This is a genomic window from Paenibacillus sp. FSL K6-2859, from assembly GCF_038008265.1.
Lineage (GTDB): Bacteria > Bacillota > Bacilli > Paenibacillales > Paenibacillaceae > Paenibacillus_AQ > Paenibacillus_AQ nitricinens.
On record NZ_JBBOYU010000001.1, the window covers coordinates 361995 to 385874 of the forward strand.

General features: G+C 44.5%; 21 protein-coding genes. 15 read left to right on the plus strand and 6 right to left on the minus strand.

All coding sequences use genetic code 11. The features are described 5' to 3' along the window. Positions 1-54: 54 nt before the first annotated feature. From MHB64_RS01635 to MHB64_RS01645, 3 genes are read right to left on the minus strand one after another with little or no spacing between them, the layout of a single operon-like run. Positions 55-975: a metal ABC transporter substrate-binding protein gene (locus tag MHB64_RS01635; RefSeq protein WP_341133574.1), complete on the minus strand. Its 921-nt coding sequence runs from the start codon at positions 973-975 to the stop codon at positions 55-57. Beyond that, positions 972-1814, minus strand: a complete 843-nt coding sequence (locus MHB64_RS01640; RefSeq protein ID WP_094873831.1) for a metal ABC transporter permease — start codon at positions 1812-1814, stop codon at positions 972-974. The genes MHB64_RS01635 and MHB64_RS01640 overlap by 4 nt, the downstream gene beginning before the upstream one ends. Then, a complete protein-coding gene (locus MHB64_RS01645) occupies positions 1807-2553 on the minus strand; it encodes a metal ABC transporter ATP-binding protein (protein WP_094877257.1) in 747 nt (248 codons plus the stop codon). Before MHB64_RS01645 ends, MHB64_RS01640 begins: the two co-directional genes overlap by 8 nt. A gap of 450 nt (positions 2554-3003) precedes the next feature. Between MHB64_RS01645 and MHB64_RS01650 the strand changes: the two genes are divergently transcribed. From MHB64_RS01650 to MHB64_RS01705, 12 genes are all read left to right on the plus strand, one after another. Beyond that, a complete protein-coding gene (locus MHB64_RS01650; RefSeq protein WP_094873880.1) occupies positions 3004-3549 on the plus strand; it encodes a MarR family winged helix-turn-helix transcriptional regulator in 546 nt (181 codons plus the stop codon). 28 nt (positions 3550-3577) lie between these two features. After that, positions 3578-5035, plus strand: a complete 1458-nt coding sequence (locus MHB64_RS01655; protein ID WP_094873835.1) for an aryl-sulfate sulfotransferase — start codon at positions 3578-3580, stop codon at positions 5033-5035. Positions 5036-5054: 19 nt separating this feature from the next. Beyond that, positions 5055-6086, plus strand: a complete 1032-nt coding sequence (locus MHB64_RS01660) for an ABC transporter substrate-binding protein (RefSeq protein WP_256990006.1) — start codon at positions 5055-5057, stop codon at positions 6084-6086. Between the two features lie 11 nt (positions 6087-6097). Beyond that, positions 6098-6874 carry an ABC transporter ATP-binding protein gene (locus MHB64_RS01665; RefSeq protein WP_341133575.1) on the plus strand — a complete coding sequence of 259 codons (777 nt, stop codon included), beginning with the start codon at positions 6098-6100 and terminating at the stop codon, positions 6872-6874. 18 nt (positions 6875-6892) lie between these two features. Then, complete coding sequence (locus MHB64_RS01670; protein WP_094873842.1) at positions 6893-7669, plus strand: ABC transporter permease; 777 nt, start codon at positions 6893-6895, stop codon at positions 7667-7669. Between the two features lie 201 nt (positions 7670-7870). After that, on the plus strand, positions 7871-8983 hold the full coding sequence (locus MHB64_RS01675) for an ABC transporter substrate-binding protein (RefSeq protein WP_341133576.1): 1113 nt from the start codon (positions 7871-7873) through the stop codon (positions 8981-8983). Between the two features lie 93 nt (positions 8984-9076). After that, the gene (locus MHB64_RS01680; protein ID WP_341133577.1) at positions 9077-9997 is read left to right on the plus strand and encodes an ABC transporter permease; all 921 of its coding nucleotides are present in this window, start codon (positions 9077-9079) and stop codon (positions 9995-9997) included. Continuing rightward, positions 9994-10797, plus strand: coding sequence for an ABC transporter permease (locus MHB64_RS01685; RefSeq protein ID WP_341133578.1), 804 nt, complete (start codon positions 9994-9996; stop codon positions 10795-10797). Before MHB64_RS01680 ends, MHB64_RS01685 begins: the two co-directional genes overlap by 4 nt. Beyond that, positions 10794-11837 (plus strand): ABC transporter ATP-binding protein, encoded by a 1044-nt coding sequence (locus MHB64_RS01690; RefSeq protein WP_341133579.1) that lies wholly within the window; start codon positions 10794-10796, stop codon positions 11835-11837. Before MHB64_RS01685 ends, MHB64_RS01690 begins: the two co-directional genes overlap by 4 nt. A 5-nt stretch (positions 11838-11842) precedes the next feature. Then, positions 11843-12718, plus strand: coding sequence for an alkaline phosphatase family protein (locus MHB64_RS01695; RefSeq protein ID WP_341133580.1), 876 nt, complete (start codon positions 11843-11845; stop codon positions 12716-12718). Positions 12719-12813: 95 nt separating this feature from the next. Beyond that, positions 12814-13131 carry a hypothetical protein gene (locus tag MHB64_RS01700; RefSeq protein ID WP_094873854.1) on the plus strand — a complete coding sequence of 106 codons (318 nt, stop codon included), beginning with the start codon at positions 12814-12816 and terminating at the stop codon, positions 13129-13131. 112 nt (positions 13132-13243) lie between these two features. Beyond that, a complete protein-coding gene (locus MHB64_RS01705; protein WP_042123499.1) occupies positions 13244-13480 on the plus strand; it encodes a DUF6953 family protein in 237 nt (78 codons plus the stop codon). Positions 13481-13551: 71 nt separating this feature from the next. Here MHB64_RS01705 and MHB64_RS01710 read toward each other — a convergent pair whose 3' ends face one another. Then, positions 13552-15864 (minus strand): UvrD-helicase domain-containing protein, encoded by a 2313-nt coding sequence (locus MHB64_RS01710; RefSeq protein WP_341133581.1) that lies wholly within the window; start codon positions 15862-15864, stop codon positions 13552-13554. A gap of 492 nt (positions 15865-16356) precedes the next feature. On the opposite strand from MHB64_RS01710, the gene MHB64_RS01715 reads away from it, so the two are divergent. Continuing rightward, positions 16357-17193, plus strand: coding sequence for a DUF6492 family protein (locus tag MHB64_RS01715; protein WP_094873858.1), 837 nt, complete (start codon positions 16357-16359; stop codon positions 17191-17193). A gap of 11 nt (positions 17194-17204) precedes the next feature. Then, a complete protein-coding gene (locus MHB64_RS01720; RefSeq protein WP_341136037.1) occupies positions 17205-18566 on the plus strand; it encodes a sugar phosphate nucleotidyltransferase in 1362 nt (453 codons plus the stop codon). 76 nt (positions 18567-18642) lie between these two features. Here the strand turns inward: MHB64_RS01720 and MHB64_RS01725 are convergent, their stop codons facing one another. Next, positions 18643-20364, minus strand: coding sequence for a sensor histidine kinase (locus MHB64_RS01725; protein ID WP_341133582.1), 1722 nt, complete (start codon positions 20362-20364; stop codon positions 18643-18645). Further along, positions 20342-21910: a response regulator gene (locus tag MHB64_RS01730; protein ID WP_341133583.1), complete on the minus strand. Its 1569-nt coding sequence runs from the start codon at positions 21908-21910 to the stop codon at positions 20342-20344. The genes MHB64_RS01725 and MHB64_RS01730 overlap by 23 nt, the downstream gene beginning before the upstream one ends. A gap of 251 nt (positions 21911-22161) precedes the next feature. On the opposite strand from MHB64_RS01730, the gene MHB64_RS01735 reads away from it, so the two are divergent. Continuing rightward, on the plus strand, positions 22162-23874 hold the full coding sequence (locus MHB64_RS01735; protein ID WP_094873865.1) for an extracellular solute-binding protein: 1713 nt from the start codon (positions 22162-22164) through the stop codon (positions 23872-23874). The last annotated feature ends 6 nt before the right edge of the window (positions 23875-23880 follow it).

The window sequence follows — 23880 nt, forward strand, 5'->3', positions numbered from 1 at the left end:
CGCTATGTCCTTTACAGGAGTTAAGGCTGTCGAGAAAATTCTCGACAGCCTTTTTTATGACGCTAATCCTTCAATGACTTTATCGATATTCCATTTAATCATTTTAAGGTATGTGTCGCCTTCTTCGCCTTTCTTCGCTAAAGAATCGGTAAAAATCTTGGAGTGTATCGGTACTCCTGTTTCATTGGAGATCGTTTCCATTGTTTTCGGATTCACGCTCGTTTCCAGAAACAAAGCGGGCACTTGATTCTCCTCAATAATGTTAATGATGTTTTTCATTTGTTCTGGCGTACCTTGACTATCCGTATTGATCTCCCATATAAATGCGGATTTAAATCCGTAGGCTTTTGAAAAATATTTAAATGCCCCTTCGCTTGTAACCAAAATACGTTTCTCCTGCGGGATTTTTTCTACCGCTTCTTTTGCATATTGATCCAATTCATTAAGCTTCTTTACATATTCTGATTGGTTATTCAGATAAAAATCTTTGTTGTCCGGATCTTTTTCGATGACATGTTTAGTGATGATATCTACATATTTAATCGCATTCTGAATATCGAGCCAGGCATGAGGATCTTCTTGAGTTTCTTTGCCTTTTTCTGTTAGGAACATTGGGGTTACTTCATCTGAAACAGCAAAGGCAACCTCTTTTTTGTTGGTTACCTCTAATAGATCCTTAAACCATCCCTTACCCGTTTCCAGGTTTAATCCGTTATAAAAAACTAAATCTGCGTCAGATACTTTACTTGTATCCTTCGGTAATGGATCGTACATATGAGGGTCTGTTCCGATGGGAACCATGCTGTATACCTCAGCTTTTTCCCCTACAATGTTTTCAGTCATATCCGCGATAATGGAGTATGTGGCAACAATTTTTAATTTGTCGTTGTTTCCTTCTCCCTCACTAACGTTTGAACATGCAGTAAATAGTAAGATGAACATTGTCAAAGAGAGCATCTTTATTGTTTTTTTCATCCTTGTTTAACCCCTTTTCTTAGAAAATTATTTTTGGGCGAGATAATAAATGATATAGCAAACAAACTTACGCCTACCAGAACAATGGTGGCACTTGTAGGTAAATTGAATCTAAAGCTTAGGATCACACCTATAATTCCAGATACAGCACCGATGGTAGAAGCAACGAGAATCATGTGGAACAGCTTATTTGTCCAAAGATACGATGTAGCTGCTGGAATAACCAGCATTGCAATCACAAGCACAATACCTACTTGAGATAGCGAGGACACGGTAACCACGGATAGCAGCATCATCAATAGATAATGATAGAACCCTGTTTTCAAACCGAAGGCCTTAGAGACGACAGGATCAAACGAACTAATCAAAAGCTCTTTGTATAACAATGAAATGATGGCTATAACAACAAGCATGATAATAAAGGATTGCGTTAACTCGGACTGTGGGACGGCCAAGATATTACCAAATAAAATATGAGTTAAATCAAGTCCACTTTTGGCGAAAGTGATGAGGACAATTCCTAGAGCGAAAAATGAGCTGAGAATAATCCCGATCGAGGTATCACTTTTAATATTGCTGCGACTTGTAATAAATTGAATGAGAATTGCCGCTAACAGTCCAAACAATGAAGCGCCCACAAGAATGTTGATCCCTAGAATATAAGAGAGCGCCACACCTGGTAATACAGCATGAGATAAAGCATCGCCCATTAATGACATCTTTCTGAGTACAATAAAGCTTCCTAGAACGCCTGAGACAATGCCAAGAATGATAGCAGACAATCCCGCATTAAGTGCATAGATTGGAATGTTTAATAACTCTGACAAATAATTAATCATTCGCTGTTCCTCCCATCCCTTTGATCACCAGATTACCTAAGGAGGCCCCGTATGCGTTGAGGATATTATCGGCTGTAAAGGTGTCTTTCACATCACCAAAGGCAATGAGTTTTTTATTAAGAATGATTACTTTATCAAAATATTCTTCCACCTCATGCAGATCGTGATGAACGATAAGTATAGTTTTTCCTTCTTCGCGGAGCTGTTTAAGCAGCTTTACAATAATTTTCTCACTGACTAGATCTATGCCGACAAAAGGTTCATCTAAAAAAAATACATCTGCCCGTTGTGCAAGCGCTCTGGCAATAAAAACCCTTTGTAGTTGTCCCCCAGACAAATTGCTGATTTGTTTATTCGCAAGATCACTGATATCGACCATGGCCATACATTCCTCAACGGTTTGCCGCTCTTTTTTGCCTGGGCGCTGGAAGATTCTCAAATTTGGGTAGGTTCCAGTTAGTACGGTATCTTTTACTGTGATTGGAAAAGTAAGATCAATGTCATTCTTTTGTGGCACATATGCGATCTTCCGTTTGTACTCAGCAATATCTCTACCTTCCACCATAACGGATCCTGTTCTCTTTTTTATCACCTCTAACAACGACTTAATAAATGTAGATTTCCCTGCACCATTGGGCCCGATAATTCCGATCGTATACCCAAAAGGAATATCTATGTTTACATCTTCTAGCGCTGAATTACCGAAATAATCCACGTTTAGGTTTCTGATTTGGATCATAAAAAAACTCCTCGTCTTATATTCAATGATTTGTTTCCTGTTGGAAACATTTATTTTAAATATCTAATTTGTTTCCCTAGGTAAACATTTATTCTTAGGTACAATATATTTAACAATGGGCAAAATGTCAATGAAAAAGCTTGAATTTTATTTGATTTTGGATTGGAACAAGCTTTTGATCTGCTTCACTATAGGGGCTTTTTTTCTATATTTTAAAATACATACTTGACAGGTAGGAATAAAGGGGTATATGATATCACCAATCCTTAAATACTAATTAAATGAACAGTGAAATAATTTATCCGAGCCGATTGGACCGCCAAAGGCTCCCGCACTTTTCTCTTGACAGGGGTATGTGCTGGGAGTCTTTTTTTTGTTGAAATATTACCGTCCTATAAAGGACGGCAAAATCGTTTCCACTTGGCCGATAGGGAGAAAGATGAGGTAGGGATGAGCGATACGTATTGGAGTCAGCTGGAGGAGACAGATTGGATATTTCGTAAGGTAGTCCGCAGATTTGTAAAGGAGCGGGATAAGGTCACTGTGGAAGGCATCTCCTTGCCAGGTATGCTGATTCTGCAAAAAATCATTCGCGAAGGCGAACAGCGGCTTGGTGATTTAGCGGATGAACTGGACTTTACGTCAGGTGCGATCACTGCATTGAGCGATAAGCTTGAGGCAGGTGGATTTACTGTACGCAAACGTAAGGAAGGGGACCGCAGGACGGTGATGCTGGACATCACAGACAAAGGCCGGGAAATGGCGGAGCTTAACAGCAATATTGGGGAACGATGTATCTCGCTTCTGTTTGAGGGGTTTACGGAAGAGGAATTGACGCAGCAAAGTCACTTTTATCAGCGAATCATCAGCAATCTTGAAGGATTCTCAGATACCTTGCTGAAGCTGGCGAAGGAGAATGCGGAGGCCGAGTCCTCACCGAGCCTTGAACAGAAGCCACGGGCAGTCACCAAGAAAAGCAATTATCTTAGCTATTAAAATAAATCAAATGTAGGAGAGATGAATTATGGGACATTCAACGATATATCCAACTGGAGCAACCGTATATAATCCGGGCAAAGCATGGAGTGGTTATACCGTATTTCAAGCGGGTGAAGAGGGCGTTGTTCTGATTGATATGAACGGTAAAGAAGTGCATCTGTGGAAGGGGCTGCTCGGGTTTCCGGCTAAAATCTTTCCTGGTGGTTATGTGCTAGGCAGCACTGGCAGAAGAGATCCGAAATTTGGTATTCAGGATAATGTAGATCTGGTGCAGGTCGATTGGGATGGTAACATCGTGTGGAAATACAACAGCTACGAGCATATAGAAGATCCGGGTTATGAAGCGCTCTGGTATGCCCGTCAGCATCATGACTATCAGCGTGAAGGTAATCCTGTCGGTTATTTTGCACCAGGGCTGGAGCCAAAGGTAGATGGCGGCAATACCCTAATCCTCGCTCACAAAAATATTTACAACCACCAAATTTCCGACAAGCAGTTGCTGGATGACACGATTATCGAGGTGGATTGGGAAGGGAATATCGTTTGGGAGTGGGCTCCAAATGAACATTTTGCAGAGTTGGGCTTTGATGAAGCGGCAAAAAATGTCCTATTCCGTGATCCTAACTCACGTTCCTTCGGAAATTTGGGGGGCGGTGTGGGTGACTGGTTGCATATCAATTCAGCTTCCTATGTAGGACCTAATAAGTTTTATGATGCAGGTGATGAGCGTTTCCATCCAGATAACGTGATCTGGGATGCGCGGGAAGCGAATATTATCGCAATTACAGATAAGCGTACCGGGGCCATCGTGTGGAGAATTGGTCCAGACTACTCAATACCAGAATTGAAGTCTATCGATTGGATCATTGGCCAGCATCACGCCCACATCATTCCGAAGGGCTTGCCGGGAGAAGGAAACTTACTCGTATTTGATAACGGAGGTTGGGGCGGTTACGGTCTTCCCAATCCATCCTCACCCTTTGGGCAAAAGAATGCACTACGCGACTACTCTCGAATTCTGGAGATTAATCCAGTGACACTCGAAATTGAATGGCAGTATACCGCGGCAGAGGCAGGCTTCTCCGTTCCGACGGATTCTTATAAATTCTACAGTCCTTATATCAGCTCAGCCCAGCGACTGCTGAATGGCAACACCTTAATTACAGAAGGATCTAACGGTAGACTTTTCGAGGTTACGCCAGAACATGAACTGGTGTGGGAATATATCTCACCTTTTATTGACTCCAGAAATACGAACATGGTTTATCGTTCCTATCGTGTGCCATATTCGTGGGTACCACAGCTGGAGAAGCCGGAAGAACAAGCGATTGAGCCGATAGATGTAACACAGTTCAGAGTACCGGGGGCCGCACCTAAAGGTTCGGATTCCGTAGTGAGTGTGGCGACAACCCTGCCGTTTGTTGAGGGAGCTGCTTGTGTGGCGACGACAGATGAAGGTAGTAGCCGCAAAGCCAATTCATAAATTTGAGGGGGATGTCGTTTTGAAAAAATCATGGATCAACTCTAGCTTTCTGCTCTTATCCTTATCCGTTGTTATCCTTTTATCAGGCTGCAGCTCCAAAGGTGATGCGTCGCCCGCTAAAGATGGAGCAGCAAGCGGCAAAGAAGAGACATTGAAGATTAAAATCGCCGACATCAATACGAATCCAACTTTTCGTGTGGCGTTAGATAAAGGTATCTTTGCCAAACACGGGATAGATGCTGAACTAGTTAACTTTGGTTCTCCGGCAGAAGGTGTGAATGCACTCTTCATTAAACAGGTGGATGTGGCTTTCGGGGCGGATTTCCCCTTGCTGAACGCAGTGTCGAAAGGGGATTACTCTATCATCGCCTCGGCAGGTCTAGCGACAGATGAAGCTTCAACAGAATGGAAGCTGTTCGTACAGGATGACATCAAGACAGCTGAGGAATTGAAGGGTAAGAAGCTAAGCTTTATTCGCGGAACCTTTATTCCATACCTTTGGGATGAATATTTGAAAGAACATGAGCTTGCTCTAAGTGATGTGGAATTGATAGGACAGGGAGCCTTTGATGAATCTTATATTGCTTTGAAGCAGGGGGCTGTGGATGGGGCATGGTTCTATGGTTCTGTTCTTAATGATAAGCTGGGTGCCCTTGCTGGCGTACATGAGCTGACGGATATGTCCAAAACAACCGTACGGTTAGGTATGGGCATTGTAGCAGGTAATGATTTTGTAACCAACAATCCAGAGGGGATCGCGAACTTTCTCGCAGCAGTGGATGAAGCAGGGAGTTATGCACAGGCTCATCCGGATGAGGTGGCTGATCTGATGTACGAGGAAGTGAAGCAGCCTAAGGAATCCACGATCAAAGATCTTCCAAATAATCCTTGGGCCCTTGGGTTCACGCAGGAAGCATATGACAGTCTGACTAAACAGAAGAAATATATGGTCGACACTGGAATCATCGAAAAGGACTTCGATCTGGATAGCAAGCTTAATCTTGAACCGCTGACCAAAGCTTTGCCGGATGAAGTCACGTATAAGAAATAGGAGGGTTCAGCATGTCATTACCTGCTAAGCAGCACACCATTCATATTGAGCAGCTTCGCAAGAGCTACAGTGAGCCAGCCGCCGGAGATGTTCATTATATTATTAAAGACGTGGATCTCGTAATCAAAGGTGGGGAGTTCTTCGTTCTACTCGGCCCAAGTGGCTGCGGAAAATCGACGCTGCTGAATATGATCGCCGGATTTGTTTCCAAATCTGGTGGTAACCTTCGGGTGGATGACGAAGAGGTGAATAAGCCGGGCAGAGATCGGGCAGTAGTGTTCCAGCAAGCAGATTCCTCTTTATTTCCTTGGCTAACGGTTCGAGAGAATGTGGAGTTCGGACTGAGAATGAAGAAAATCGCGAAGGCAGAACGACATACAATATCGGATAGGTTCATCGGGCTTGTTGGGCTAAACGGGCATGAGCAGAAATTCCCTAAGGAGCTGTCAGGTGGTATGAAGCAGCGTGTCCAGCTGGCACGAGTGCTCGCCAATGATCCGGCGATCCTGCTGATGGATGAGCCATTTGGTGCGCTGGATGCGATGACTCGGAGGACGATGCAGAAGGAGCTGGTCAATATCTGGCAACAGACGCATAAGACGGTGATTTTTGTAACCCATGATATTCAGGAAGCTTTGCTGCTGGGGGAACGGATCGGCATTATGTCTGTGGGGCCTTCCTCTAACATCACGAACATTTATGACAACACGCTCCCTTATCCGCGGGATATAAGCTCACCGGAATTTTACTCGCTATACAATCAAATTCAGGGCCATTTCGAAGAATAGGATAAGGTGGAACAGATGATGAAATGGGTGGAAAAGAAATGGGTCTCCGTATCCATACTATGGATTGCCGCACTCTGCATCTGGCAGCTTGGAGCGGTGATCTACGGTCCTGATGTGATCCCTGGGCCATGGAGTACGTTCAAGGGTGGACGGGAACTGCTGGAAGATGGCACCTTGATGCAATATATCGGCATTAGCTTTTACCGGGTGCTCATTGGCTGGGTACTCGGCAGTTTAATAGCGATTCCCGTAGGATTGGTAATTGGAAAGGTAAATGTGATTCGTATCTTTGCAGAGCCTTTTCTGAACTTCATCCGGTTTATCCCGCCGATTGCGTTTATCACATTGTTTCTAGTGTGGTTTGGGATTGGGGAGCAGTCGAAGATTGCGTTGATTATGTACGCTACCTTTTTTATTGTGGTGCTGAATACCTTGACCGGTGTCATGTCTGTGGAGGAGGATAAAATCCGCTCAGCCCGCAGTATGGGCGCTAGTGAGTGGCAAATCCTGATTCATGTGATCGTTCCGGCGACGATACCGTACATTTTCACAGGCATCCGGCTAGCGATGGGAACTTCGTATATGGCGATTATCGGGGCGGAAATGATTGCTTCGAACGAAGGTGTAGGTTATCTGATTTGGAATTCACGGTTATTTTTTCGTACCGATTGGATATTTGTTGGTTTGTTCTGCCTTGGTTTTATGGGCTTTTTCACGGATCGGCTATTTGGTTGGTTCGGTAAGAAAGTGCTCTATAGATACGGTGTGGTTAGTATGGCGGCACGTAGAAGGTAAGATGGCTTTAATAAAATAACGTAAACACCAAAGCTGCCTGAGTGGATCAGGTGGCTTTTTGGCATGTCTTCCTTTTTATTTACAAATATTCCTATCTTCCTTAATGTCACGAAAATAGTACACGCCTATACTGCAATTGGGTGCCTAACAGTTTGAGCATAAAGAAGCCCGCAAATAAGAAATAGGAGTGAAGGGGAAATCATGAAAAAAGGGATCAAAAATCAATTGTCGATGGGTCTAATGTTATCCTTGCTCGTCCTGTTGCTTGCTGCTTGTGGAAATTCGGCTAAGGCTGACGAATCAACGAATGGAAATGCTGGCACCAAAGAATTAAGTCTGACCGAGATTGAGAGTAAAGCTAAAGAAGAGGGCAGTGTTATCAGTGTGGGAATGCCGGATTCCTGGGCGAACTGGAAAGATACATGGAGTGATATGAGTAGTAAGTATGGTCTTACACATTCAGATACCGATATGTCGAGCGCGGAGGAAATTGCCAAGTTTGATGCGGAAAAAGACAAGCCAACGGCTGACATTGGAGATGTAGGGATCGCTTTTGGATCGGTTGCTGTAGATAAAGGGGTAACGCAGCCTTATAAAACGACCTATTGGGATGAGATCCCCGATTGGGCTAAGGATAAGGACGGAAATTGGATTGTCGGCTATCAAGGGACGATTTCGTTTCTGACGAACACCAAGCTCGTGGCTAATCCACCGAAGAGCTGGGAAGATCTGAAGAACGGCAATTACAAAATCATCGTTGGCGATGTAACCAAAGCTGCTCAAGCGCAGATGGCTGTATTGGCCGCAGCGATTGCTTTTGGTGGCGATGAATCGAACATTGAGCCGGGGATTTCTTTTTTCGAGGATTTGGCTAAAAAAGGGCGTCTCTCCAATGCAGAAGCTTCCCTTGCCAATATTGAAAAAGGGGAAGTAGAAGTTACCCTGCTGTGGGATTTCAACGCTTTGAACTATAGAGACCAGATCAACAAAGATGGCTTCGCGGTAGCCATTCCAAAGGAAGGCAGTGTAGTGAGCGGCTATGCAACGATCATTAACAAATATGCGCCGCATCCTAACGCTGCGAAGCTGACACGTCAATATATCCTTAGTGATGAAGGACAGGTTAACCTTGCCAAAGGGTACGCTCGTCCGATCCGTGACAGTGTAAAGCTGCCTGATGATGTTGCGGCTAAGCTGCTATCCAAAGAAGAGTATGTCAACGCTAAACCTGTAGGTGATTACAAGGTTTGGGAAGAGACGGCGAAGACTATTCCGCAGCTATGGCAGGAACGTGTACTTGTGCATTTGAACTAGGATTGTTCTCCCCCTAAAAAAAAGAAACAGGGCGCCTTCGTCACGATGCCGTAAGGTGCCCTTGTTCTATTCCCGCGACAAGGAGTGAGTAAGTTGAAACAGAAAAGCCGCGGTGTGATCCTGGCACTCCTTCCGTTTGCACTGATGGTGTTGGCATTTCAGCTGGTACCTGTATTGTCCATGCTGACGGGAAGCTTCCAAAAGGCAGATGGGACTGGGTTTACGCTGGGCAATTATCTGCACGCATTGCAAAGTGCCTATTACATGCAGGCGATTAAAAACAGCTTGCTGATCGCTTTAACCTCTAGTCTGATAGGGATCATTGTCGGACTTTTTTGTGCCTATTGTATTACTCGGTTCACTCCGAGGGTAAGGGACAGACTCTTAATGCTGTCGAATATGACCTCTAACTTCGCAGGGGTTCCGTTAGCTTTTGCTTATATTATTTTGCTCGGAAATAACGGGGTGTTTACGCTTTTATTCAAACAGTGGGGCTGGAGTGTTTTTGCCGACTTTGATTTATATAGCTGGTCTGGTCTGATTCTGGTGTATGTCTATTTTCAGGTTCCGTTAGCCTTACTGCTCTTGTATCCGTCTTTTTATGGCATTCGTGAGCAGTGGAGAGAGGCGGCGTCCTTGCTGGGGGCAGGACCGTGGCAGTTCTGGAAGACGATTGGGCTACCGATTCTAACCCCGGCGATATTTGGCACGCTCGGGATTCTTTTTGCCAATGCAATGGGCGCTTATGCCACGGCTTACGCATTAGTTGGCGGGAATTATAATCTGCTGGCGGTACGTATCGGTTCTCTGGTTGCTGGGGATGTGGTTACTCAGCCTGAAATGGGGAGTACGCTTGCTGTTTTGCTGGGTCTGACTACGATTTTGGCCGTTTATTTGAATCATCTGATGGTTCGGCGCACGGAAAGATTTGGAGCTAAAGCGCTCAGTAAATCGAATGTAAAAGCCACTTCTCGGCGCTTATGGACAGCAGCCAGTGAGGAGGCTCGGCAATGAATATACGTAAAGCGGGCTTTGCTCCGCGTACCCTCATGCTAATGCTCATGGCTTATTTATTACTTCCACTGTTGGCAACCGGTATTTATGCCTTCGCGCAGGACTGGCAGAATACCTTGTTGCCTCAAGCATGGACATTAAATTGGTTCGGAGAAATGTTTAAGGATATTCGTTTTTTGGAGGCGCTTTGGACCTCCCTGTATTTATGTCTGATTAGCGTGGTGCTGAGTCTGGCCGTGATGCTGCCAGCTGTTTTTGTCATCACCATTTATTTTCCGCGTTGGGAGAACTTTATGAAGGTGATCGTTGTTCTGCCTTATGCGGTGCCCGGTGTAGTGGCTGCGGTGGGTCTTATTCGTACCTATTCCTCTGGTCCCTTGAATATCGCTGGAACAGCTTATTTATTGGTGGGAGCATATTTTGTAGTCATCCTTCCCTATATGTATCAGGGCATTCGCAATAGTCTGTTGACCGTTAACGCCGTGGAGCTGCTGCATGCTGCAGAATTGCTTGGAGCCCGCCGCAGAACGGCTTTTGTGAATGTGATTTTGCCAAATATCTGGCCTGGGGTTATCGTTTCGACTCTGTTATCCTTCTCCGTTCTATTCGGCGAATTTGTCCTTACAAACATGCTAGTTGGGGGGCATATTCAGACGATTCAGGTATATCTTTATCAAAGAATGGGCGAAAGCGGACATTTAGCCAGCGCGATTGCAATCTCGTATTTTCTGTTTATTCTAGTCCTTTCGATGGTACTGATGAAGCTTGGCAAAAAGATGGGAGGAGGCGTTAAGGGATGAACGATTATCTGAAGCTGCAGGGGATACGCAAAATGTTCGGTGATACCTGTGTGCTAGACAATATAAATTTGGAGATTCGCGAAGGAGAGCTTGTGACGCTGCTGGGACCCTCCGGTTGTGGAAAAAGCACTTTACTGCGCTGCATAGCTGGCCTTTCGGAGCTGGATGGCGGAAAAATTCTCTTGGAGAATAAAGATCTGGCCAATCTGCCGCCTCGTAAACGCGAGGTAGGCATGGTGTTTCAGTCCTATGCGCTGTTCCCTAATCTGACGGTGAGCCAAAATATTGAGTATGGCATGAAGATGCGCGGCTTATCCAAATCTGCCCGACGTAGTCGCATTGCGGAATTGCTGGCTTTGGTTGATCTGGAGGAGAAGCGGGACGTCTATCCGCAGTCACTCTCCGGTGGACAGCAGCAGCGGATAGCGCTGGCCCGTTCTCTAGCCGTGCAGCCCAAAGTGTTACTGCTGGATGAACCCCTGAGTGCACTCGATGCTAAGATTCGTAAGAATCTACGTGCCGAAATTCGCGATATTCAGAAGCGCTTTAACATGACGACACTATTCGTTACGCATGATCAGGAGGAAGCACTGATTCTATCCGACCGCATCTGTATTATGAACGGGGGACGAATTGTTCAGGATGGAACACCGGAAGGACTGTACACTGCGCCGCGCACAGAGTTCGTTGCCCGGTTCATGGGCAGTTATAACGTATTAACTCGGCCCGAAGTAATGGCACTGTTCCACGGAATAGATAGTGGGATGGACAGCTTTGCTATTCGCCCTGAGGCCGTAACCCTACTGCATGAGGGAGCAGGTCAACAGGAGGCCGCTGCCGGAGCACAGCTTGTGGATGGAATCATTAAATCGGTATCTGTGTTAGGGAATATCATTCGATGTACGGTTGAGGCTGAAGGCATCCGATTAACGGTTGATCTTTTAAATGATGGACGCTGGCTGCGGGTTGGAGAAGGGGATAAAGTCACGTTGGCGCTGAACCCTTCCGAGCTTTTACATTTAGAGCGAGAAGGAGCGTGATTAGAATGACGGAAATGACCAATAAACTTATTGTGGTTGTCTTAGACGGACTTAGATATGATGCAGCTCGCACATACATGGGGTATCTGGAGCATCTTGTGGAGCAGGAACTCTTATCTTGTTATCGTGTACAGTCGGAATTACCCAGTTTGTCACGTCCGCTGTATGAAGTGCTCTTAACGGGTACAACCGTGTCCAAAAATGGAATTACGGCTAACCATATTGTCAGACCAAGCCATGAAGAGAGCATATTCCATCTGGCAGTGAACGCTAATCTGCGTACAGCTGCTGTCGCCTATCATTGGGTCAGTGAGCTTTATAATTCAGCCCCCTTTGATCCGCTGGCTGACCGCCATCAGCACAATGTGATGAAGCCGATTCAGCATGGCAGCTTTTATTTCGAGGACCACTATCCTGATAGCCATGTGTTTGCCGACGCTGTATATTTACGGAGTGCTTTTGATCCGCATTTTCTATACATTCACTCCATGAACATAGATGATGCCGGGCATCGTTATGGCGGGGAGAGCAAGGAATATGAGCTTTCCGTGCGTACTGCCGATGGTCTGCTAGCCACTGTTTTGCCCATTTGGATGGAGCAGGGATATAAGATTCTGATTACGGCAGATCATGGGATGAATGCCAATGGGTACCACGGCGGAAAAACCAATTCTGAACGGGATGTGCCGTTATATACGTTTGGAGTAGATCGATTACCGCGGGAAAAAGAGGATCAAATAATCCCCCAGTTGCGGCTAGCTCCGCTAATGTGCCACTGCTTAGGTCTTGCTCCTTCGGCTGCAATGAGTAAGGAAGGATTGCCTCCATTTGTACAGAAGCAATTACAGCATGAAGTAGAGGAACCTGTAATTTTAGGATAAACATAAAATAGTAAAGCACGACAAAAATCATATGCGATAAGCATGGATTTTTTGTATACTAAATAGTATATTTTTCCTATTTAGGAGGTTATCTATTGAGTACTTCTAAATCCATGAAATGGATTACAGGTTCGTGTGAGATTATTTTGGCGATTCCATTTCTGGGTGCTGCTATTGTAATGTTCAGTGGATACTCTGTACTGGGATTGATGTTTATTCTTCACCTGGTTACTTTAATTTTATCTTCAAAGAACCAAGAATCTATTTATGGTTCAGTACTCGGAATTATAACTTCTTTACTCGCTTGGATTCCATTTGTGGGCTGGGGATTACACTTAATTACAGGAATTCTGCTGATGGTAAGTGGTGGACAGAAAACTCGTTATCCTTCGAATCGTAACTATCTACAATAATTAGAATCAGCCCAATACAGCCCGATTCGGACGTTTGTCCGGTCGGGCTGTATTCATGTTATAATGAGGGCACATTTTAGCAAGAAGTACACACGGAAGGGGGCATATCCATATGGAGGTAACTGCGCAAGACGTAGCCGAATGGATGGTTAAGGAAATTCGTTTTACGGGTACCTTGTACCAGACTGCGGCGATTGAATATGTGAAAGAGAATTTTGGGGAACAATTTGTATTTGTGAATGAGAACGGCAATGCCTCACTGTCCAAGGAAGTAAAGAAAGCTTTCCGGAAGCTGCATGGCGGAAAGATCGCATGGGATCGGGATGGATTTTTGTGGGCGTGGACCTAAGCTGAACCCTGGCGTGTTATATTAAAAAGCAAGTTTCCAAGGAAGTGGAAACTTGCTTTTTTGCGTATAAATTATACAGGAACTTCTCTTTGATCTTTCGTCATAGATGAGCTACAGAGTGGGCAGGGCTTTGAGGTCAAGTGATCCTCAGCTCCGTTAGCTTTCATGCGTGTCCAACCAGGACAACTGCTGCTCGTGCAATTCCATACTGGAACGACATGGGTTTTTGTTGTGGTTGTTCGGCTGGTCGGCAAGGCTCTTGTCGTTACCGATCTTGTCGTTACAGTTCTGCCCACCGAAGTCGCTGCAGAAGCAGAAACGGCAGATCGGAAGGCGGATAACATGAAGCGGGAGACCTCCGCTTTTTTACCCCGATGTTGTGCGGGCGAGCTGATAAATAGCTCCTCACGGGCTCTCGTAACTGCCACATACGCTAGTCTCCGCTCTTCCTCCAATGCTGCTAAGCTTGAAGCTCCACTGCTTCCGGCCGCAAGCTTGCGGTCTTTTAACCGGTCGCCCTCCAGTGCAGAGCTATGCGGAAGGATTCCCTCAGACGCTCCAATTAAAAAGACTACAGGGAACTCAAGTCCCTTTGATTTATGAATGGTCATTAATGCAATCCGGTTGCCTTGCTCTTTCGTACCAGGTTGACGATTATGCTCGTTGCGCTCGGTAACATTATCTATGAAATCAAGAAAGGCAGGGATGCTGTCAAAACGCGCCGCGGAGGATTCTAGCTCATCTAGCATTTCTTTTAACGTCTCTCGGTGCAGCGTCGCTTGATGCCGTTCATTCGCCTCGATGAAATAATCGTAGAATTGGGTACGGATTTGACGGATCGCTTGTATTGGGGTCAGTTCACGTATATTCCGAATGAGATCAAGCCGATCTCTTAGCTTACCTCCCTTGAAGTCTTCCATGCCAGGCATAGACAACAGGTGGATCAGCGGTCCTTGTTTGGGCTGTCTCGCTTCCATCTGGCGGATGTGATTCATGCCTTTTTCACGGTTCATATACAGCGTCGGCAGGATATTCTCCATCGCTGCAAAATTCCGCCGATTTACGGAGAGTCGCAAATGATCCACTACCGGAGAGATCAACCAGTGCTCGTACAATAATTGTCCTTCTCCGTAATCAATATAAGGAATATCGCGTAAAAGGAGCAGTTCGAGAACAGCCCGATTACTGCTGGACGCTCGATACAACATGGCGAAGTCTCGATATTCTCTTTTGCCGGTAGAGACCTCATTTAAAATATGCTCGATCATCTGCTCAGCTTCCTCGTCTGCTGTCTGCGGACGCATATACCGGGGCTGACTTCCGCTGCCTTTGGCCGCTTGCAGGGTTTTGGAGCGCCGACGTGTATTGTGCCGGATAATGCCGTTGCCGAGTCCGACTATGGCTGGACCAGAACGGTAATTAATATCGAGAGTAATCACCTTTGCTCCCGGATAGAGCTTCTCGAACTCCAAAATGAACTCGCTGCGCGCCCCGTTGAAGGAATAAATCGTTTGGTCATCATCACCAACCACCATTAGGTTATGCTGTGGGTGAGCAACCATTTTGACAAGCTGATACTGCAAGGCATTTGTATCTTGGAACTCATCGACCATTACATACAAATATCTCATCTGCAATTCCTGCAAAAGCGCCGGACGCTCCTTCAGCATCCGATAAGCAATTAAGAGGACATCATCGAAATCAATTTTGAAATTTTCTTGTTTCCATTGTTCATATATTTCTAGAATGGATTTCATTTCTTTTTCGGCAGTGGTTGCTTCCGGTAGATCTTCCACGGTGCCCATGTTCATTTTGCAGGAGGAGAGTAGTGAGAGTAGGGTTTCCGGTGGATAAGCATCCTTCGGCAGCCCGAGTTCCCGCATGATCTGCTTCAATAGGATATGCTGGCGCCGTGTCTCACTGAAAATTTCCTGCTGCAATCCCTGTCTGCGTAAGAAAAACAGGAAAAAGGAATGGAACGTCCGAGCCTGCAGCCTTGCGACGTCCGCTGTGCTTACGCCCGGGAGCAGGGCGATTCGTTCGCGCATTTCTGCCGCGGCTTTGCTAGAGAAAGTCAGCAATAGCAGCTGACTTGGCGAGACGCCACGCACGGACAACAAATAACCGGTTCTGCAGATCAGAACCGAGGTTTTGCCGGAGCCTGCGCCGGCCAGTGTCAGCAGCGGCCCTTTATGATGCCGCACCGCGGCAATCTGCGGGCGGTTGAGCAGGATGCCGCCTTCCTCCAGCCTGCGGAAATAAGCGGAGTCCCCCTCTTCCCGCTTCACTAGTTCCTTGCTGGTCTGTGCTGAAGCTACTGCCGCTTGCGGGATGCGTTCGCCGGTTGCTCCCAGCGGGATATTATGAAATAAGAGCTTATTCAATAGATTCACCTTCATATATTTCGGTATAGAGTGTCCTCAAAGAATCTAATCTTATGATGCTTTGAGTTCATCTTAAATAGTGTCTTAAATTTAGCCAATCTACAATATACCATCCCAGCGTTTTTGCTGCACAGAAAAAAATGCTGGATATAGTGTGGATAAAGGGTGAGGTTTGGTTGCGTGGGTGAGGATCGGTGAGCGGAAAGTACGGTATAAAACCCGTAGAAATGCTGGAATTAGGCTCCGTGAGCGTAAAGTACGGTATAAATCCCGTAGAAATGCTGGAATTAGGCTAGGTGAGCGGAAAGTACGGTATAAATCCCGTAGAAATGCTGGAATTAGGCTAGGTGAGCGGAAAGTACGGTATAAACCCCGTAGAAATGCTGGAATTAGGCTCCGTGAGCGCCCCGCTCTTATGTTTACAGTAAAGCCCATTCCCTTTCCTTATCATGCTCATATCCTAAAGCAAAATCATGATATGGAGATGACCCTATGCCCTCACCCCGTAAAGTCAGCATAAGACATGCCGCTACTATAGATGTACTGATTCCGGCTATTGAAAAAGATCTGGCTACACTGCCCTATGTAATTGACGCTGTTCGAGCACATGTTAAGCATCCCATCGGCGAAATTTTGATTGTTGCTCCCAAGAAGCAGCGGATCATCGATTTCTGCCGTGCTAAGGGCTGCACATTTATTAATGAGAATACGGTCCTGCCGATTACGAAAAAAGACATTCATTACCGTTCACGCACATGGGAACGGTCGGGGTGGTTGTTTCAGCAATTGCTGAAATTGAATGGTGACAAGCTGTGTACGGCTGACTATTTTTTAGTCATCGATGCAGATACGGTCTTAATCGCTCCTCATAGATTCCGTGAGAAGGGAAAGACGATTTTTTACAGCCGCAATTGGAGTCAGCCTCAGTACTTTACAACCTATAGGAAGCTGATGGGTAGAAAGGCGTCATCTACATCCTCTTTTGTGACCCATTACATGCTGTTTGAACGTAGTCAATTGGCCCAAATGAAAAGAGAAATAGAAGCAAAGCATCAGAAGCCCTGGTATTCGGCGATTTTACACAGTATGAACCGTACTAAGCAATTTGCTTTCTCTGAATTCGAAACTTATGGGAATTACCTGTATTCGAAGGAACGTGGGGGCATGAAGATCCAAACAGCACGCAATAAAGGTCTTCATATGAATGCAGGTCAGCTGTCCAAGCAGAAGCTGAATGAGCTGGCGAAAAAATACAGATCCTTGTCTTTTCATAAGCGGAAGGGGTATGTGAGAACACCGGGTAGTAAGTCCAGCGCAGGGGGGCGATAACGTTGCAGATCGTGCTCCTTTCAGGGGGATCGGGGAAGAGGCTGTGGCCGCTGTCAAATGAGATCAGGTCAAAGGCATTTTTAAGACTACTCCCAACAGAAAATGGCGGCATGGAGTCGATGATCGAGCGAGTATGCAGAGGGCTGGATGAGGCAGGATTGTTAGATTCAAGCTGCATTGTAACCCATCGCAGTCAGGTGGAAATTACCCGCAAATCTGTTGGCAATCAGGTTGCTTTACTGGCGGAGCCACAGAAGCGGGGAACCTTTACTGCAGTTGCACTGGCGGCGAGCTATTTGCATTCCGTAAAGAAAATAAGCTTAGAAGAGATCGTTGTGGTCATTCCGGTGGACTCTTATGTAGAGGCTTCTTTTTTCAGTCAGCTTCGGCAGTTTCCCAGCGTGCTGTCCGAATCACAAGCGGATATTGCCCTGATCGGTGTTACGCCTGAATTCCCGTCCACACAGTTCGGGTATATATTGCCGAGTGAAGGTTCAGAGGGGACGTCTTTTCTAAATGTGAAGCAATTTGCAGAGAAACCCGGCGAATTGGCGGCGGCCGAGTTCATTTCCCGTGGAGGACTATGGAACTGTGGGGTGTTCTCCTGCTCATTAGGACACTTGCTCTCAAGTATGGTGACACGGAAGCTTCCAGTAGATTACACGGAGCTAGTGGAGCTTTATGACGAATTGCCAGAACGAAGTTTTGACTATGAAGTGCTTGAGCATACGCAGCGAGCGGTAGTTATTCCTTACACCGGAGTTTGGGCGGATATTGGTAGTTGGGATGCACTTACCCCTCATTTGCAGGTAAAAACAATTGGCAGAGGGAGCATTTCTGAGGATTCAAAAGGAACCTATTTGGTGAACGAGCTCTCTTGTCCCGTGCATGTTATTGGTGCCCCAGGTTTGATTGTGGCGGCGGGTGCGGATGGTATTTTGGTTGCTGGGATCGAGCAGGCGAAACGGATTAAGCAGAAGCTGGAGGGTCATGCGGCGAAGCCGATGATTGAAGAAAAGCGGTGGGGAAGCTCGCGCATTCTCGATTTCTCACGAACAGCTGCAGGGGTTGAGGTTACGACTTCCAAAATCACGATGTTGGCAGGAAAGCACACCAGCTATCATTTTCACAGGCATACCAAAGAAATATGGTCTTTACTTTCGGGGGATGGAGAGTACCGTATGAACGGCGTTCTTCATGCAGTTACAGCCGGAGACACGGTCACAGTACCTGCCGGTGCGAGACATGGTTTGCGGGCGATTACACCGCTCGAATTGATCATTATTGAACTGGTGACGTCTCCTGATGTGGGGGACTATGTGCGTGTTTCTGCCGAATGGGCGGGGGAGGAAAGCGCTCCTGATCATTTGTAAATCAATGAATTGAAGTAAATCAACCGGGTCTTTTTGAAACCAGCGTACTTGTCCCGGTTGATTTTGAGTATAATCGTTATAAATTTGAGCCACCTTCGTATCTTTTGGATGGAAATCGAAAGATGACCTCCGTTCCCAGTCCTAGAATGCTGCTAATGGATAAGCCGTATTCTGGTCCGTACATTAGCATAGCCCGGTCATTTACATTTTTGAGCCCATAGCCTATCGACTGGGATTTTAGCAGAAGATTAAGTCGTTCTTGTGGGATGCCAACGCCATTATCCTTTACTTTGAAGAGGATACACTCCTCCACCATTTCTCCGGATAGAATAATTTTGCTTCCTTCTTCTTCTCTATTCTCGATGCCATGAATAATAGCATTCTCTATTAGAGGCTGAAGCATCAGGTTAGGCATGTAATAAGAGAGAATAGCCTCGTCGATTTGGTATTCTACCTCAAAGCTGTTGCTATGCATGTTAAGCTGAATTTGTATATAAGCTTGTACATTCAATAGTTCATCCGAAACTGAAATGATATTATTCCCTTTATTCAGGGTAGTCCGATAGAACGTGGACAGAAGCTGCGCCATTTCACTAATATCTGTGGCATGGATTCGAATGGCTCTCCAATTGATGAGCGAAAGAGCATTATATAGAAAATGGGGATTGATCTGAGATTGTAGGGCTTTCATTTCATATTCTTTTCGTGAAATTCCCTCAATATATACTTTATCGATTAACACTTTAGTTTTGTCAACCATATTGCCAAAACCTCTGATTAAATCTCCGATTTCATCTTTGGATGTACTGGTGACCGTAACTTCCAGGGATCCCTCTTCTACGGTACGCATATTATTGCGTAGACGCTTAATTTGTGAATTGAATTTTCGAGAGAATAGATTGGCAGTTATAGCAACGGCAGCAATACAGGCAACAATAACAAGCCCGATTGTCGTGAGGATTTTCCAGGCAGAATTCGTAATCATCTTCGTAGGTTTGCATAACATCACTGTCCATCCTGATATAGGAACTTCAGATTGCAATACAGTGTACTTTGTATTTTTCCATTGCAGCGTATCCATGTTGTCTGTGCTATTGGAAGGAATATATCCTTCTATACCAGGCGAGGCATAGATCGATTTTCCATAAGCATCTTTGACAAGAATCTCTGAACCCTGAGAGAGTAGGGGGTCAAAAGGATTAAATAGCGAATCGTAATTCACACGTGCATACAGCACATTTTCTTTAGGATTTTTCTGTTTCGTATTGATAATGCGTCGAACAGCAAAAATTTCCTTGTTATCCGTAAACCACAGGACATCGACTGACTTCATCAACGCCGGGTACCAATGTTTCTGTTTAATATCATTTAAGGCTCGGACGGTATTGCCATGTGCCAAAAGATTGGTTCCTGTATACAGCGTTATTTGTTCTACACCGGTATTTAGATACCGTGCCGTATTGAAATTTTGGTCAATCACATGGGTTAACTGATCATACATTTCATACATACTTGTATAGGTATGATTGGCTGAATTAATAATTTCCTGATTAAAACTCAAGAAATTCATGAGTTTATTGTAGACATCTAAATGACTATTTAAAGCTAAAGCCCCTTGATTTAAGGCTGCCTTCAAATCAGATTTGGATTGCTTAATGAGGGAAGATTTGGCTTCCTGATAGCAGAAGCTGCCCAATACAATAACAGGGATCATACTGATTAACATAAATGAAAGCATGATCTTGGTTTGAAACTTCAAATCGTGAATATTTTGCTTAAGTGTCCGCCAAAGTTGCATAATGCTCCTCCCGATATACAGAGGACTTCTGATTATACTGTCTATATTTTTCTGGTGTGTACCCATAGAAATCCCTGAAATTTTGGCAGAAGTATGAAATATTGCGATAGCCCACTGCGGTGCAAATGCTTGATATTTTTTGATGCGTATTTGTTAACAACTCTTTTGCGTTTTGCATGCGGACATTCTTAATATATTTATTAAGCCCACAGCCTGTCTGCTTCTTGAAGATGGAGCTAAGATAATGTGGAGATAAATACACTTTAGCAGCAAGCATTTCCAGACTGAGATCATCTGCATAATATTGTTCAATATATTGTTTGACGGCATCGACATCACGGTTCTGAATAGGCTCATGGTTGGTGGAGTTCTGATCAATCCGAGCGATACCTTCAAATATGATATCTTTGATGTCCCGCAAATCTTCAGATCCATATATGGTCTCGACGGCAGTCTGCAGCTCCATTTCTGATATCGGTGCAGCTTGTGTCATGATTTCTTGATAGATGGTGGAGAACATATACTTTACATACAAATGTGAATACTGTACTTGATGTACGTATTTTTGATATAAAATTTCAGTATTTGCCCGTAAGCTAAAAATATCTTGATCCTTCAAATTATTACGAATCTGATCTAGTAGATGACTATCTGTAAGGTCTGGATACAAGGCCTCAGAGAAATGTAAGTCATTTTGTGTATTAAATACAAAAGTATCTGGGAGAAAAAAACGATATTCCATCAATTCTTCTAATGAAGTCAAAATTGAACCTAAATCTAGTATTGAGGTTACTTCCTCTTTCATAGCGAGATAACAATTCACTTTATATTTATCAAGGATACAATGATGCAGGTGCATCGCTGAATGATTATCAAACTGGGAAGAAGGGGACTTTTGCTCAGGAAACAGTAGTAGGCTTTGACATCCGTTTAGATTTAAGTAATCAGCAGATGAGTCTACTAAACCAAGTACAAACTCTTCGAATTCCGAATCTACAGATTCAAAAAATGGCTTATCGAATTCTAACAAAAGCATTTTATTGTAATGGCTCGGTAATTCAATAGACAGCTCTTGAAGAGGAGGCGGGCTTCCGATGCCGTTGACTAGAGAGAAGAGTAGATGTTTTCTCACATAGCTTAGCTTTCTTTGAGACGCTTTTTCTTTTTGCTGCTGGTGCTTTAATTCCTGAATAACCTTTTCCAAAGTAGTCTGGAACGCTTCTATATTAACCGGTTTCAAAAGATACTCGGATACGCCCAGGGAGAGGGCTGTTTTAGCATACTCAAATTCAGCGAATCCGCTGAATAAGATCACCTTAAGTTTGGAGTGCAGCTTTAATGCTTCCTTTGTTAGCTGTAATCCATCCATTATAGGCATCCGCACATCGGTAAATAGAATATCGACAGAGTGTGCGCTTACATATTCAAGTGCTTTACGGCCGTTTTCTGCAACATGCAATTGGAGGGGGAAGCCAAGCTCCTTAATGAGGAAAGCAATTCCCTCTCGCTCCTCCTTATGATCATCTACCACCAGTATGGATAACATTATGTACCACCTTTCGACATGTAGTGACATTGATATTGTAGTATAACATCTTCGACCGTAGCAATAATTCCCCGATATTATCATCAATGATGAGTATTTATTTGTGTAAAACATAATTTTTTTGCGTTTACGATGGCTGGCAAGAATCTATAAACTTAAGGAAGTAACAATATAAATTTTTTTGAAGCTGGCCGGCGCTTTGAAATCGTTTTCTAATACGAGTTTTTTATAGAAAAAGGGAGGCTCTTATAATGAAACATAAATTGAGAAAATCAAGCTCCATCATATTAGCATCACTATTAGCTGTTGCTATGGTAGGTTGTTCGAGTTCTAATAATTCTTCAGCATCTACCCCAAAGACAGATGCGAGTGATCCTGCATGGAAAGAAGCACAGACGACTCCGTTTGGCGCATATCCTGAAACGGTTTCTTATTCTGTTGGACAAGTGGCAACAAGCTATTCGGCACTTGCAGGAACCTCTTATGAGGGTGATAATTCCACAAACAATGTATGGACAAGATATTTCAAGAATAAGCTGAATATCCAAAATACGACCTCGTTTGAATCGAATGATGGTACAGACTATAGTCAGAAAGTTTCGATGGCCATTGTAAGTGGTGAAATCCCTGATCTTATGGTCGTTCCCGACTATGCGACATTGCAACAGCTTTATGAGAACGATCTGATTGCAGATCTGACAGAAGCTTATGAGAATACGGCCAGTGACCGTATTAAGGAAATTTATGATTCCTACGGTGGACGTGTTCTGGATAGTGCAAAGTTTGATGGCAAGCTGATGGCTATACCAACAACTGAAATCTCACATGGCCCTGGTATCCTCTGGCTTCGTAAAGACTGGATGGACAAATTGGGACTTGCTGATCCAAAAACAATGGCCGATGTCGAGAACATTATTAAGCAATTTGTAGAAAAAGATCCAGGTGGCAACGGAGCGGGTAAAACGCTGGGTCTTATTGTTGATAATGAAAACGTTGCTGGTGTTTCTGGTGGACAATTCTCATTTAATAATATCTTTTCATTATATGGTGCGTATCCAAAACAGTGGATTGATGATGGAAGTGGAAAGGCCGTATACGGATCTGTTCAACCAGAGATGAAGCCAGCACTGGCCAAGTTGTCTGAAATGTACAAGAATAACTTGATTGATCGTCAGTTTGCCGTACGTACTGGTGATGATCGCAAGGCGCTACTTACAAGCGGAAAAAGTGGTTCGTTCATGGATAACTGGTGGGGAAGCTGGACTGTGGCTGACACGCTTAAGCTGAATCCAGAAGCGAAATGGGTATCTTATGTTGCCCCACAATCAGAGGATGGCTCGCTTACCATGTTCACTGGAAATCCTTCCAGCAGTTATTTGGTTGTTCGCAAAGGCTTTGAACATCCTGAACTGGCAGCCAAGCTCGTGAGTGTTCAATATGACTATCAGCGTTACCAAGAAAAAGATGCAAAAGCTCTGAAAGAATTTGAAGATTATAAGAGCATGAATGTTGGCGGATCTCCACTTGCCATTAATATCGATTATTATGACGCTTTCTATCGTAATGTTGACATCATGAAAGAAGCATTAGAAACAGGAGATACAAGTAAATTGACTAGCAATGAGGATTTGACGGCTTATAACTCCTATAAGAAATATCTTGATAGTGAGAAGAATGGAGGAACACCAGATTCTAATGCATGGGCTGGCTACACTTCCAGTATTACAACAGCTAGTTTGGTGAAAGCCTCAAATATTAAAGAAGTGAATCCATTGTTCTTTGGAAGTACAGCATCCATGACTTTGAAATGGCCAACACTTACTAAAATGGAGCTTGAAATGTATTTGAAAATCATTACAGGTGAGCAGAAACCTGACGCATTTGATAAGTTTGTAGAGAGCTGGAATAAAACTGGCGGCGAAGTCATTACTAAGGAAGTTAACGAAGCGATAGCAACCAAATGATGTTGA

What these genes read in the sequence shown, in the direction of transcription:
- MHB64_RS01635 (WP_341133574.1), bottom strand. Translation starts at nt 975, where the DNA reads ATGAAAAAAACAATAAAGATGCTCTCTTTGACAATGTTCATCTTACTA.
- MHB64_RS01640 (WP_094873831.1), bottom strand. Translation starts at nt 1,814, where the DNA reads ATGATTAATTATTTGTCAGAGTTATTAAACATTCCAATCTATGCACTT.
- MHB64_RS01645 (WP_094877257.1), bottom strand. Translation starts at nt 2,553, where the DNA reads ATGATCCAAATCAGAAACCTAAACGTGGATTATTTCGGTAATTCAGCG.
- MHB64_RS01650 (WP_094873880.1), top strand. Translation starts at nt 3,004, where the DNA reads ATGAGCGATACGTATTGGAGTCAGCTGGAGGAGACAGATTGGATATTT.
- MHB64_RS01655 (WP_094873835.1), top strand. Translation starts at nt 3,578, where the DNA reads ATGGGACATTCAACGATATATCCAACTGGAGCAACCGTATATAATCCG.
- MHB64_RS01665 (WP_341133575.1), top strand. Translation starts at nt 6,098, where the DNA reads ATGTCATTACCTGCTAAGCAGCACACCATTCATATTGAGCAGCTTCGC.
- MHB64_RS01670 (WP_094873842.1), top strand. Translation starts at nt 6,893, where the DNA reads ATGAAATGGGTGGAAAAGAAATGGGTCTCCGTATCCATACTATGGATT.
- MHB64_RS01675 (WP_341133576.1), top strand. Translation starts at nt 7,871, where the DNA reads ATGAAAAAAGGGATCAAAAATCAATTGTCGATGGGTCTAATGTTATCC.
- MHB64_RS01685 (WP_341133578.1), top strand. Translation starts at nt 9,994, where the DNA reads ATGAATATACGTAAAGCGGGCTTTGCTCCGCGTACCCTCATGCTAATG.
- MHB64_RS01690 (WP_341133579.1), top strand. Translation starts at nt 10,794, where the DNA reads ATGAACGATTATCTGAAGCTGCAGGGGATACGCAAAATGTTCGGTGAT.
- MHB64_RS01695 (WP_341133580.1), top strand. Translation starts at nt 11,843, where the DNA reads ATGACGGAAATGACCAATAAACTTATTGTGGTTGTCTTAGACGGACTT.
- MHB64_RS01705 (WP_042123499.1), top strand. Translation starts at nt 13,244, where the DNA reads ATGGAGGTAACTGCGCAAGACGTAGCCGAATGGATGGTTAAGGAAATT.
- MHB64_RS01715 (WP_094873858.1), top strand. Translation starts at nt 16,357, where the DNA reads ATGCCCTCACCCCGTAAAGTCAGCATAAGACATGCCGCTACTATAGAT.
- MHB64_RS01725 (WP_341133582.1), bottom strand. Translation starts at nt 20,364, where the DNA reads ATGCAACTTTGGCGGACACTTAAGCAAAATATTCACGATTTGAAGTTT.
- MHB64_RS01730 (WP_341133583.1), bottom strand. Translation starts at nt 21,910, where the DNA reads ATGTTATCCATACTGGTGGTAGATGATCATAAGGAGGAGCGAGAGGGA.
- MHB64_RS01735 (WP_094873865.1), top strand. Translation starts at nt 22,162, where the DNA reads ATGAAACATAAATTGAGAAAATCAAGCTCCATCATATTAGCATCACTA.